Origin of the sequence: Stutzerimonas chloritidismutans AW-1, assembly GCF_000495915.1 — a bacterium.
GTDB lineage: Bacteria > Pseudomonadota > Gammaproteobacteria > Pseudomonadales > Pseudomonadaceae > Stutzerimonas > Stutzerimonas chloritidismutans.
The window spans coordinates 39,938-52,447 of record NZ_AOFQ01000072.1; the positions used below are offsets into that span (position 1 = coordinate 39,938).

At 65.0% G+C, this 12,510-nt stretch carries 11 protein-coding genes; 6 read left to right on the forward strand and 5 right to left on the reverse strand.

The genetic code is table 11. The features are described from left to right. Positions 1–32: 32 nt before the first annotated feature. From gshA to F753_RS47200, 3 genes are all read right to left on the reverse strand, one after another. Complete coding sequence (gene gshA / locus F753_RS47190) at positions 33–1,610, reverse strand: glutamate--cysteine ligase (RefSeq protein ID WP_023447043.1); 1,578 nt, start codon at positions 1,608–1,610, stop codon at positions 33–35. A gap of 270 nt (positions 1,611–1,880) precedes the next feature. After that, positions 1,881–2,270 (reverse strand): PaaI family thioesterase, encoded by a 390-nt coding sequence (locus F753_RS47195; RefSeq protein WP_013981434.1) that lies wholly within the window; start codon positions 2,268–2,270, stop codon positions 1,881–1,883. A gap of 2 nt (positions 2,271–2,272) precedes the next feature. Continuing rightward, the gene (locus F753_RS47200; protein ID WP_023447044.1) at positions 2,273–4,591 is read right to left on the reverse strand and encodes a Tex family protein; all 2,319 of its coding nucleotides are present in this window, start codon (positions 4,589–4,591) and stop codon (positions 2,273–2,275) included. 225 nt (positions 4,592–4,816) lie between these two features. On the opposite strand from F753_RS47200, the gene ompR reads away from it, so the two are divergent. Further along, positions 4,817–5,551, forward strand: a complete 735-nt coding sequence (gene ompR / locus F753_RS47205; RefSeq protein WP_014821967.1) for an osmolarity response regulator transcription factor OmpR — start codon at positions 4,817–4,819, stop codon at positions 5,549–5,551. Positions 5,552–5,627: 76 nt separating this feature from the next. Next, complete coding sequence (locus tag F753_RS47210; protein WP_023447045.1) at positions 5,628–6,959, forward strand: ATP-binding protein; 1,332 nt, start codon at positions 5,628–5,630, stop codon at positions 6,957–6,959. Positions 6,960–6,980: 21 nt separating this feature from the next. Here F753_RS47210 and rimK read toward each other — a convergent pair whose 3' ends face one another. Together rimK and rimB are read right to left on the reverse strand one after the other, a co-directional pair. After that, on the reverse strand, positions 6,981–7,886 hold the full coding sequence (gene rimK, locus F753_RS47215; RefSeq protein ID WP_023447046.1) for a 30S ribosomal protein S6--L-glutamate ligase: 906 nt from the start codon (positions 7,884–7,886) through the stop codon (positions 6,981–6,983). Next, on the reverse strand, positions 7,883–8,350 hold the full coding sequence (gene rimB, locus F753_RS47220) for a retropepsin-like aspartic endopeptidase RimB (protein WP_031298444.1): 468 nt from the start codon (positions 8,348–8,350) through the stop codon (positions 7,883–7,885). Before rimB ends, rimK begins: the two co-directional genes overlap by 4 nt. Positions 8,351–8,451: 101 nt before the next feature. Between rimB and F753_RS47225 the strand changes: the two genes are divergently transcribed. The 4 genes from F753_RS47225 to F753_RS47240 all read left to right on the forward strand — a co-directional run bounded on the left by F753_RS47225 (position 8,452) and on the right by F753_RS47240 (position 12,386). After that, positions 8,452–8,850: an RNA-binding S4 domain-containing protein gene (locus F753_RS47225; RefSeq protein WP_014821963.1), complete on the forward strand. Its 399-nt coding sequence runs from the start codon at positions 8,452–8,454 to the stop codon at positions 8,848–8,850. Positions 8,851–8,967: 117 nt separating this feature from the next. Further along, a complete protein-coding gene (gene hslO, locus F753_RS47230) occupies positions 8,968–9,855 on the forward strand; it encodes an Hsp33 family molecular chaperone HslO (protein WP_023447048.1) in 888 nt (295 codons plus the stop codon). Between the two features lie 219 nt (positions 9,856–10,074). Continuing rightward, positions 10,075–11,619: a phosphoenolpyruvate carboxykinase gene (locus F753_RS47235; RefSeq protein WP_023447049.1), complete on the forward strand. Its 1,545-nt coding sequence runs from the start codon at positions 10,075–10,077 to the stop codon at positions 11,617–11,619. A 164-nt stretch (positions 11,620–11,783) separates the two neighbouring features. Continuing rightward, a complete protein-coding gene (locus F753_RS47240; protein ID WP_023447050.1) occupies positions 11,784–12,386 on the forward strand; it encodes a nitroreductase family protein in 603 nt (200 codons plus the stop codon). The last annotated feature ends 124 nt before the right edge of the window (positions 12,387–12,510 follow it).

The following is a 12,510-nucleotide window of genomic DNA, read 5'->3' on the forward strand; positions in this document are numbered from 1 at the left end:
GTGTGCCGGCGGGCGTTGCGCCCGCCGTTTGCTTAAAAACTAAGACCGCGCTGGTACTCGACGACGAAGCTGTCGAAATCCAGCTCGTCCGTCGCTTCCATCTCCGCCTGGCGCTCCAGCGACTGACGCGCGGCGGATTCGAACTGATCCAGCTCGCTTGCACTCGGTGCCTGGCTGCGGAAGTAGTCGGCGTGGGCCAGGGTCTGGCGCATGGCGAACTGGCTGAAGCTCTCACCGCTGCGGCGCAGCTCGTCAAGTACGCGGGCGGACGGCGTCAGGCTGCTGTCGGCGACCTTGGCGCGCTGCTCGGCGAGCGCCTCGGCGTGCCGGGAGTCAGCATGGCTGCGGTCGAGGAGGACGGCAACCTGGCCGATCTCGTCGAGCAACTGGTTGGCCCAGTCACTGAGCATGACGTTCTCGCCACAACGCTGCAGCTCGAGTCCCGGACGCCGGCCTTCCTTGACCACCCTGAGGAAGTTGTCGGTGGCCGCGCTGCATTCGCCGTCGGCCAGGCAGGGGCTGTCGTCCAGCGCACAGAACAGCAGGAAGGCGTCGAGGAAGCGCGCTTCGTTGAGGTCGATCCCCAGCGGCAGGAAGGGGTTGATGTCCAGGCAGCGCACTTCGATGTACTGGATGCCGCGCGCGCGCAGCGCCTGCAACGGTCGTTCGCCGGTGGCGGTGACGCGTTTCGGGCGAATGTTCGAGTAGTACTCGTTTTCGATCTGCAGCACGTTGGTGTTGAGCTGCTGCCAGTTGCCGGCGGCATCCTTGATGCCCATCGCCTCATAGGGGGCATACGGCGTGGAGACGGCGCGGAACAGGCTCTCGGTGTAGCTCGCCAGGTCGTCGTAGCAGGGCGTCAACCCGGCCTGGGCATTGTTCTGGTAGCCCAGATCGCTCATGCGCAGGCTGGTGGCGTACGGCAGGTACAGGGTGTCAGCGTCGAGCGTCTCGAGCTGATGCTGACGTCCGCGCAGGAAGCCGGCGTCCAGCGCCGGTGAGGCACCGAACAGGTACATCAGCAGCCAGCTGTAGCGACGGAAGTTGCGGATCACGCTGATATAGCGCGTCGAGCGGTAGTCCTGGGCCGAGCGGGTATCGCCATCTTCGGCCTGCAGTACCGGCCACAGCGCCTCGGGCAGCGAGAAGTTGTAGTGGATGCCGGCGATGCACTGCATGGTCTTGCCGTAGCGCAGGGCCAGGCCCTGGCGATAGACGTGCTTGAGCCGGCCGATGTTGGAGCTGCCGTATTCGGCGATCGGGATGTCCGCCTCGCTCGGTAGCGGGCAGGGCATCGACGGGCTCCAGAGGAATTCGTCGCCCAGCTTGGCATAGGTGAAGCGGTGGATCGCTTCGAGCTCGGCGAGAGTGTTCTGCGGGTCGCTGTCGGTGCCGGTGATGAACTCCAGCAGCGCCTCGGAATAATCCGTGGTGATCTGCGGGTGAGTCAACGCCGAACCCAATGCAACGGGGTGCGGGGTCATCGCCAGCTGACCGCGAGCGTCGACGCGCAGGCATTCGCGTTCGATCCCGTGCAGGCATTGACTGAGCAGCGGCAGGTGGGACGGCTCGGCCAGCAATGCCAGGCGGTGGGTGAGAAGAGCGCTCAACTTGTGGATTCCTTCACGCGACAGTCGGCCCAATATGGGGATGGAAACGCCGCTTCACAAGAGGCAGCGTTGCTTCGATCGCTGTCGACGCATGCTAACTCCGCGGACGGCTGGTGGCCTGTGCGGTGAGTTGGTTGAGACAAGTTCGGATGAACATGACTCCGAGACAAGGCGCTGCGACGAGTCATAGCGGGTTATGGCAAGGAGCAGCAACGCAGTATCGGGGCCATTGGCGCCGAAATTGACCAACCGAACTTGCTAAACAGGCCACTAGAGGCAGGCGAAGGTCGCCTGGGCCTTGGCGATCAGCTTGTCGCCCTGATGCACCTCGGCTTCCAGCACCTGGGTCCGCCGGCCGCCGTGCACCACCCAGGCGCGGCAACGCAGCTCGCCATCGGTCACCGGACGGATGTAGTTGACCTTGCACTCCAGTGTGACGCTGTTCGGCGAGCCGTCGCCCAGGCTGTGGCTGGCCTGGCCCATGGCGGTGTCGATCAGCGAGAACAGCGCGCCGCCGTGCAGCTTGCCGTGCAGGTTGCGCAGGCCGTCGTGCATGCTCAGGCCGAGCACCGCCTCGCCGTTGCCGACCTGGTGAATCTCCAGGCCGAGCAGGCGGCCGAAGGCGCTGGAGCTGCCCACCGCCTCGACTTGAATGCTCATGCCTACTTCCTCAGCTGCTTGGCGTTGGCGAACAGCGCGGCCATGGCGGCATTGGCCGGTGCCGGCTTTTCTTCCTTGGCATGGCGCTCGCTGCGCGGCGCGTTGCCGCGTGGCTTGCCGGCGCCGCCACGCGGGCCGTCGGTCTTGGCGCCGGGCGTATCGCTCATGCGCATGGACAGGCCGACGCGCTGGCGCGGGATGTCCACTTCCATGACCTTGACCTTGACGATGTCACCGGCCTTGACCACTTCGTACGGGTCCTTGACGAACTTCTCCGACAGCGCGCTGATGTGCACCAGGCCGTCCTGATGCACGCCGATGTCGACGAAGGCGCCGAAGTTGGTCACGTTGGTCACCACGCCCTCGAGCACCATGCCCGGCTCCAGGTCGCTGAGCTTCTCGACACCTTCCTGGAACTCTGCGGTCTTGAACTCCGGGCGCGGATCGCGGCCGGGCTTGTCCAGTTCGCTGAGGATGTCGGTGACAGTCGGCAAGCCAAAGGTCTCGTCGGTGAACTGCTTGGGGTCCAGGCGCTTGAGAAACGCCGAGTCGCCGATCAGCGAGCGGATGTCGCGGTTGGTATCGGCGGCGATGCGTTTGACCAGCGGATAGGTTTCCGGGTGCACGGCGGAGGCGTCCAGCGGGTTGTCGCCGTTCATCACGCGGAGGAAGCCGGCGGCCTGTTCGAAGGTCTTGTCGCCCAGGCGCGGCACCTTCTTCAGCTCGCTGCGGGACTTGAACGCACCATTGGCATCACGGAACTGCACGATGTTCTGTGCCAGCGTCGAGTTGAGGCCGGAGATGCGCGCCAGCAGGGCGGCGGAGGCGGTATTCACGTCGACGCCGACGGCGTTCACGCAGTCCTCGACCACCGCGTCCAGCGAACGCGCCAGCTTGAGCTGGGACACGTCGTGCTGGTACTGACCGACGCCGATGGACTTCGGGTCGATCTTCACCAGCTCGGCCAGCGGGTCCTGCAGGCGGCGGGCGATGGACACGGCGCCGCGCAGGGAGACGTCCAGGTCCGGGAATTCCTTGGCCGCCAGTTCCGAGGCCGAATACACCGAGGCGCCGGCTTCGCTGACCATGATCTTGGTGAGCTTGAGGCCGGGCACTTTCTTGATCAGCTCGCCGGCCAGCTTGTCCGACTCGCGGCTGGCGGTGCCGTTGCCGATGGCGATCAGGTCGACGGCGTGCTTGGCGCACAGCTTGGCGAGAATCGCCAGGGTGCCGTCCCAGTCGTTGCGCGGTGCGTGCGGGTAGACGGTGGCGGTTTCCAGCAGCTTGCCGGTGGCGTCGACCACCGCGACCTTGCAACCGGTGCGCAGGCCCGGGTCCAGCGCCAGGGTCGCACGCGGGCCAGCCGGGGCGGAGAGCAGCAGGTCGTGCAGGTTGCGCGCGAACACCGAGATGGCTTCGTCCTCGGCCTTGTCGCGCAGCTCACCGAGCAGGTCGGTTTCCAGGTGGGTGTAGAGCTTAACCTTCCAGGTCCAGCGCACCACTTCGCCGAGCCACTTGTCGGCGGCGCGGCCGCGGTTGGCGATGCCGAAGCGCTCGCCGATCATGCCTTCGCCGGGGTGCATGCTGCCCGGTGTCTCATCGCCGACCTTGAGGCTGACGCTGAGGATGCCTTCGTTGCGCCCGCGGAAGATCGCCAGCGCGCGGTGCGAAGGGGTGTTCTTCAGCACTTCGTCATGCTCGAAGTAGTCGCTGAACTTGGCGCCCTCGTTCTCCTTGCCCGGCACCACACGAGCGCTGAGGGTGGCGTTGTGCTTGAGGAAGTCGCGCAGCTTGGCCAGCAGGTCGGCATCTTCGGCGAAGCGCTCCATGAGGATGTACTTGGCGCCTTCAAGGACGGCTTTCACATCGGCGAAGCCCTTCTCGGCGTCGACGAAGCGCGCGGCTTCCTGCTCTGGCGTAAGGTCCGGGTTGCCGAACAGCGCATCGGCCAGCTCGCCAAGGCCGGCTTCGAGGGCGATCTGACCCTTGCTGCGGCGCTTCTGCTTATAGGGCAGGTAGAGGTCTTCGAGGCGGGTCTTGGTGTCGGCGAGGTCGATCTCGCGCTTGAGTTCGGGGGTCAGCTTGCCCTGTTCCTCGATGCTGGCGAGGATCGAGACGCGGCGCTCGTCCAGCTCGCGCAGGTAACGCAGGCGCTCTTCCAGGTTGCGCAGCTGGGTATCGTCGAGGCTGCCGGTGACTTCCTTGCGGTAGCGGGCGATGAAGGGAACGGTGGAGCCTTCGTCGAGCAGCGCCACGGCGGTGGCGACCTGTTGCGGGCGCACGCCCAGCTCGTTGGCGATACGGGAATTGATGCTGTCCATGAACCTACCTGGGTCAGTCAAACCATGCAGGCCGGGCCTGCGCGAAAGCCGGCGATTATAGGGGAACTGCGACGGCCGGCCTCAACCGATTGCCGGTGAGCGGTCGCCGGTCTGGGTCGAATGCCGCGGGAATCGGCCGTTCGACGAAAAATCTGCTAACAATGGCTGTCAGTAGGGCCGATCCACACTGCGCAATAATGCGCCGTCGACCATCTGGGAGTTTCCATGAGCAGCACTGCGCCAGCCAGCGAAGGCGAAAAAATCCTCATCGTCGATGACGATGCCCGTCTGCGACGTCTGCTCGAGCGTTTTCTCGACGAGCAGGGCTACCGCGTCCGTACCGTGGAAAACACCGAGCAGATGGATCGTTTGCTCAGCCGCGAGCTGTTCCAGCTGGTGGTGCTCGACCTGATGATGCCGGGAGAGGATGGTCTGTCTGCGTGCCGTCGGCTGCGCGAGGGCAACAATCAGATCCCGATCATCATGCTCACCGCCAAGGGCGACGAGGCCAGTCGCATCCAGGGCCTGGAGCAGGGTGCCGACGACTACCTGGCCAAGCCCTTCAACCCCCGTGAGCTGCTCGCGCGCATTCGTGCGGTGCTGCGTCGGCAGGCGCCGCAGGTTCCGGGCGCGCCGGCCAGCGAGGACGAGACCGTCACCTTCGGCGAGTACGAGCTGTCGCTGGCCACGCGTGAGCTGAAGAAGGGCAACGAAGTGCACATGCTCACCACCGGTGAGTTCGCCGTGCTCAAGGCGTTGGTCCAGCACGCACGCGAGCCGCTGACCCGCGACAAGCTGATGAACCTTGCCCGCGGGCGCGAGTGGGATGCACTGGAGCGCTCCATCGACGTGCAGATATCCCGCCTGCGCCGGCTGATCGAGCCGGACCCGTCCAAGCCGCGCTATATCCAGACCGTCTGGGGTGTGGGTTACGTATTCGTGCCGGACGGCAACAAGTGAGTTGGCTGCGGCCTGCTGCAGACTGCGAGCGCGTTAAGCTCGCGGCCTGCCGTCCTGGGCCTGTCGCCGGGACTTCATGAAAACTCCGCTCTGGTTCCCGCAAAGCTTCTTCGCCCGCACCCTGTGGATGGTGCTGATCGTGGTGCTGTTCTCCAAGGTCCTGACGCTGGTCTATCTGATGACCAACGAGGACGTGCTGGTTGACCGCCAGTACAGCCACGGCGCGGCACTGACGCTGCGTGCCTACTGGGCCGCCGATCTCGAAGACCGCGACCGTATCGGTCGCGCCGCCGGCCTGCAACTGGTGGCCGAGCAGAACGTGCCGCGCAGCGAATACCACTGGCCCTACACCGAGATCTTCCAGCGCCAGATGCGCGACGAGCTGGGCGACGATACCGAGGTGCGCGTGCGTATCCAGCCGTCCACGGCGATCTGGGTGCGCGCGCCTGCGTTGGGGCCGGACTGGGTGCAGGTGCCGCTGTACGCCTATCCGCTGCGTGGCCAGCGCATCTGGAGCGTGCTCGGCTGGTTCCTCGGTATCGGCCTGCTGTCTACCGGGGCGGCGTGGATCTTCGTCAGCCAGCTCAATCTGCCGCTCAAGCGGCTGGTCTTCGCCGCGCGGCAGATCGGCAAGGGCCGGCGCGTGCGTCTGCCGATCAGCGATACGCCGAGCGAGATGACCGAGGTGTATCGCGCCTTCAATCAGATGGCCGAGGACGTCGAGCAGGCTGGCCGGGAGCGCGAACTGATGCTGGCCGGGGTTTCCCACGATCTGCGCACGCCATTGACGCGCCTGCGCCTGTCGCTGGAGCTGATGAGCAGCGATGACGAGCTGACCGACGACATGATTCGTGATGTCGAGGACATGAACGCGATCCTCGATCAGTTCCTCGCCTTCGTCCGCGACGGCAGTGATGAACCGGTGGAAACCACCGATCTCGGTGAGCTGATCCGCGAAGTGGTGGCACCCTACAACCAGCAGCAGGAGATCGTGCGGCTGTGCGTCGAGCCGATGCCGCCGTTCGCCCTGCGTCGGGTATCGGTCAAGCGGCTGCTGGTCAACCTCATCGAGAACGCCTTGCGCTACGGCGGCGGCGGGGTGGAGGTGGCGGCTTATGTGTCGGGCGACCAGCACGCGCCCTACGTGGTGCTGAGCGTGCTCGACCGCGGCCCGGGGATCGATCCCGCCGAGCTGGAATGCATCTTCAATCCGTTCATCCGCGGTGATCGCGCTCGTGGCGGGCAGGGCGCCGGGCTGGGTCTGGCGATCGTCAAACGCATCGCCTCGCAGCACGGCGGCATCGTCGAGTTGCGCAACCGTGAGGGCGGTGGTTTGGAGGCGCGCGTCAGCCTGCCGCTGGGATTGCTGCTGCCGCGCGATGCGGTGCAGGGCAAACCGGCCGAGTAGCCGGTTCGCCACGAGGCGGAATCAGCCCTTGCCTTTGGTGCGGGTCAGGTGCGGCCCGCCGTTCTTCTCCAGGTACTGGATGATCAGCCCGGCGACGTCCTTGCCAGTGGTCTCTTCGATGCCGGCCAGGCCCGGCGAGGAGTTGACCTCCATCACCAGCGGGCCATGGTTTGAACGCAGGATGTCGACGCCGGCGACGTTCAGACCCATCACCTTGGCCGCACGGATGGCGGTCATGCGTTCTTCCGGGGTGATCTTGATCAGGCTGGCGGAGCCGCCACGGTGCAGGTTGGAGCGGAACTCGCCGGGCTTGGCCTGGCGCTTCATCGCCGCGATGACCTTGTCGCCGACCACGAAGCAGCGGATGTCGGCGCCGCCGGCTTCCTTGATGTACTCCTGCACCATGATGTCCTGCTTGAGCCCCATGAAGGCCTCAATCACCGATTCGGCCGCCTTCTCGGTTTCGCAGAGCACCACGCCGATGCCCTGGGTGCCTTCCAGTACCTTGATCACCAGCGGTGCGCCGTTGACCATCTGGATCAGATCGGGAATGTCGTCCGGCGAGTGGGCGAAGCCGGTCACCGGCAGCCCGACGCCGCGGCGTGACAGCAGTTGTAGCGCACGCAGCTTGTCCCGCGAGCGGGCGATGGCGACCGACTCGTTGAGTGGGAACACGCCCTGCATCTCGAACTGGCGCAGCACCGCACAGCCATAGAAGGTCACCGAGGCGCCGATGCGCGGGATCACCGCGTCGAAGCCGTCCAGCGGTTTGCCGCGGTAATGGATCTGCGGCTTGTGGCTGGCAATGTTCATGTACGCGCGTAGCGTATCGATCACCACCACCTCATGGCCCCGCTGCTGGCCGGCTTCGACCAGGCGTCGGGTGGAATACAGGCGCGGATTGCGCGACAGCACGGCGATTTTCATGGAGCACCGGAGGAAGTGAGGATCTGGGGTTTGTCTTGGATATAGGTTCGCGACGGATCGATCAGCCATTGCCCTTCGACCAGTGCCTTTGAACCGAGCAGCAGGCGATAACGCATGGTCTTGCGGCAGGTCAGGGTGAACTCCACCGGCCAGACATGACTGCCGAGTGCAAGCAATGTTCGCACCACGTAGCGCGTCTGCACCTGCCCGTTGGAACTCTTGATCAGCTTGCGCGTGACCAGCGGTGCCTCGCAGCGGTGGCGGCGCTGTACCAGCGTGCCCAGGTGGGCGGTGAATCGGACCCAGCGCTGACCGTCGCGTTCGAACTCGCTGATCTCGGTAGCATGCAGCGCCGATGTGCTGGCCCCGGTATCGACCTTCGCGCGCAGGCCCACCACGCCGAGATCCGGCAGGGCGATCCATTCACGCAGACCGATCACGGTATGGGGGTCGAGTCTCTTCAATGGGAGCGTCCGAAGAATTTGCCGGCATTCTAGTCGGGGTGCATGACAACTGCATCCGTCTGTAACACCCTAGAACGACGTGTAGAGGATAGAGCTGGACGATGGCCGAAAAAGACGACGACAAGGTGCGCCTGGACAAGTGGCTGTGGGCTGCGCGCTTCTTCAAGACCCGTGCGCTGGCCAAGGCGGCCATCGAGGGTGGCAAGGTGCACTGTCGTGGCGAGCGTTGCAAGCCGAGCAAGGAACCGAAGGTGGGCGACGAGCTGCTGATCCGCATCGGTTTCGACGAGCGCACGGTGGTCGTCCGCGCTTTGTCGGCGGTGCGCCGCGGAGCGCCCGAGGCGCAAACACTCTATGAGGAAACGCCGCAAAGCCTGGCCGCGCGCGAGGAAGCGGCGGCGCAGCGCAAGGCCGGCGCGCTGGGGCTGCAGACCGATGGGCGGCCGAGCAAGAAGCAGCGCCGGCAGATCCAGTACCTGCGCGACTACAAACCGGACTGATCTTCGCAACGCTGGCGAGCTGCATCACCCACGAGGCCGTCCGGCAGCCGCCCTTGGTCCGGGCGGGCTTTGCGCCTAAAATCGCCGGCTTCCTCCGCCGTTCCTGCGAGCCCCGGCATGTCCGATCAAACTCAGCGCTTTATCTTCGACGATTCCGACGTTCGCGGCGAAATCGCCACGCTGGACGAGAGCTTCCAGCACGTGCTGGCCAAGCACACCTACCCCGAGCCCGTCGCCCAGCTGCTTGGCGAGCTGCTCGCCGCTGCCGCGCTGCTGGTCGGCACGCTCAAGTTCGACGGGCTGCTGATTCTCCAGGCGCGTTCCAGCGGAGCCGTCCCGCTGCTGATGGTCGAGTGCTCCAGTGCCCGGGAGGTGCGCGGCATCGCGCGCTACCACGCCGAGCAGATCGAGACGGGCGCAACGCTGGCCGAGTTGATGCCCGAGGGCATGCTGGCGATCACCGTCGACCCGGCGAACGGCCAGCGCTACCAGGGCATCGTCGGCCTGGACGGGGTCAACCTGGCGGAATGCCTGACCAACTACTTCGCTGCGTCCGAGCAGCTGCCGACGCGCTTCTGGCTCAATGCCGACAGCCGCCGGGCCTGCGGCCTGCTGTTGCAGCAGCTGCCGGCCGATCGAATCAAGGATGCCGATGAGCGTGACGCCAGCTGGGAGCACCTGCGCACCCTGGCCGACACCCTGACGGCCGAGGAACTGCTCGGGCTGGATGCCGAGACGCTGTTGCACCGGCTCTACCATCAGGAGCAGCTGCGCCTGTTCGACGCGCTGCCGATCCGCTTTCGCTGCAGCTGCTCGCGGGAGCGCTCGGCCCGTGCGCTGATCAGCCTGGGCGAGGAAGACGCCCAGCAACTCGTGGTCGAGCAGGGCGGTGCGGTGAGCATCGATTGCCAGTTCTGCAACGAGAAGTACACCTATGATGCCGCGGACGTGGCCCAGCTTTTCGCCAGTGGCGGCAGCGACGCACCCTCGGGCACCCGTCATTGAGGCGCCTGGCGCTCGGCGGCCATCCGCGGAGCGTCAGTACGCTAAGGAATGAGGCAGGGATGGACCTGCAGCCAGCCAGTGAACTATTTGGCCATCACGGCCTCATACCCAGCGCGGTGCATTATCTGGCATAATCGCGCGCACTTTTTTCGATGTAGTTCGTCGCTCGGCGGACTACAACAGCATGGAGGAATCGGCCCAAGGCCGACGGGAACACTCATGACGCAAGCCACCAACGCCGTGTACACCGACATCAGCACCGCTCAACTGATTGAAGAAGCCGTCAAGCGCGGAGAGGGCGAACTGTCCGCCAATGGCTCTCTGGTGGTGAAGACCGGGCACCGCACGGGTCGTTCTCCGGCTGACCGCTTCATCGTCGAAGAGCCGAGCACCCAGCACAAGATCGCCTGGGGCCCGATCAACCGTCCGTTCCCGGCCGGCAACTTCGAAGCACTGTGGAACCGCGTCGAAGCCTACCTCGCCGAGCGCGATAGCTTCGTCTCCTACGTCCATGTCGGTGCCGATCCCGAGCACTACCTGCCGGTCAAGATGACCACCGAGACCGCCTGGCACAACCTGTTCGGCCGTTGCCTGTTCATCACCCCGGAACAGTTCAACCAGGCCAGCCTGAGCGAGTGGCGCATCCTCAACGCACCGTTCTTCCAGTGCGTACCCGAGCGTGACGGCACCAATTCCGATGGCTGCGTGATCATCAACTTCGCCGAGAAGAAGGTGCTGATCGCCGGCATGCAGTACGCCGGTGAAATGAAGAAAGCCATGTTCTCCGTGCAGAACTTCCTGCTGCCGGACGTCGACGTGCTGCCGATGCACTGTGCCGCCAACATCGGCGAAGACGGCGACACCACCCTGTTCTTCGGTTTGTCCGGCACCGGCAAGACCACCCTGTCGGCCGACGAGAGCCGCTACCTGATCGGCGATGACGAGCACGGCTGGGGCGTTGGCCGCGTGTTCAACATCGAGGGTGGCTGCTACGCCAAGTGCATCGACCTGTCCGAGAAGAACGAGCCGGTGATCTGGAAGGCTATCAAGTTCGGCGCCGTGCTGGAGAACGTGGTGCTCGACGAGCGCACCCGTCTGCCCGACTACGCCGACGCCAGCCTTACCCAGAACAGCCGCGCCGCGTACCCGCTGCAGCATGTCGAGAAGCGCTCCGAGAAGAACCTCGGCGGTGAGCCGAACGCGGTGATCTTTCTGACCTGCGACCTGACCGGCGTACTGCCGCCCGTGTCGATCTTGAACAACGAGCAGGCTGCCTACCACTTCCTGTCCGGCTACACGGCGCTGGTCGGTTCCACCGAAATGGGTTCGGGCAGCGGCATCAAGTCGACCTTCTCCACCTGCTTCGGCGCGCCGTTCTTCCCGCGTCCGGCTGGCGAGTACGCCGAGTTGCTGATCAAGCGTATCAACGGCTTTGGCTCCAAGGTCTACCTGGTCAACACCGGCTGGACCGGTGGTGGCTACGGCGTCGGCAAGCGCTTCAACATCCCGACCACCCGTGCGGTGATCGCGGCGATTCAGAGCGGCGCGCTGATCGGTGCCGAGACCGAGCACCTGCCGATCATCAATCTGGACGTGCCGAAGGCCGTCGCCGGCGTCGATACCCAGCTGCTGAACCCGCGCAACACCTGGGCCGACAAGAGCGCCTACGACCAGGCCGCAAAGGAACTGGCAGCCAAGTTCGTCGAGAACTTCAAGAAGTTCGATGTCTCCGACGCCATCCGCAACGCCGGCCCGCAGCTCTAAGCTGCCTGCTGCGTGATTCGAAAAGCCGCCTTCGGGCGGCTTTTTCGTTTGTGCCGGGTGGTGATTCGGATCAAAGGCGTCGATGATTCTTATCGGTCAAGGCGCATGGATTCGATTGGTCGGTGCCCTTAGCATGGCGCCACTGTTGATCACGAGGAAGCGTCATGAATACCGTAGAAGCCATCCGCACCCGTCGCGCCGTCAAAGTCTACGACCCGAGCTTCCAGCTCAGCCGGGAGGAGAAGGACGAGCTGCTGCAACTGGCACTGCTGGCACCCTCTGCCTTCAACCTGCAGCACGTGCGCTTCGTCGAGGTGAGCGACCCTGAACTGCGGGCGCAGATCCGTGAGGTGGGCTGGAACCAGGCGCAGATGACCGATGCCTCGATGCTGGTGGTGATCTGCGCGCAGGTCGACAGCTGGGAAAAGAATGTCCGCCGGGTCTGGGATGGTGCGCCAGGCGAGGTGCAGAACTTTATGGCCGGCGCCATCGATGCCTACTACCGCGACAAGCCGCAGGTCCAGCGTGACGAAGCCATGCGCAGTTGCGGCCTGATGGCGCAGACGCTGATGCTCGCGGCACGGGCCAAGGGCCTGGATTCCTGCCCGATGGATGGCTTCGATTTCGAAGCGGTCGGCAAGCTGATCAACCTGCCGGACAACCATGTCATCGCGCTGATGGTCGCGGTGGGCAAGCGCGCTGCTGAGCCGAAGCCGCGGATCGGCAAGTTGCCGTTCGATGAGGTGGTGATTCGCGACCGCTTTTGAGTTTTCTGGCGAAGGGCGCGCAATGCGTCCTTCCACCTGGGCCCGCTGGCCGCCAACTTTGCCCACCTCAAAGTCCCATCCGGCCCGCCCAGGGCCAGCGCTGGGCTGATGGCCACGCTCCGAC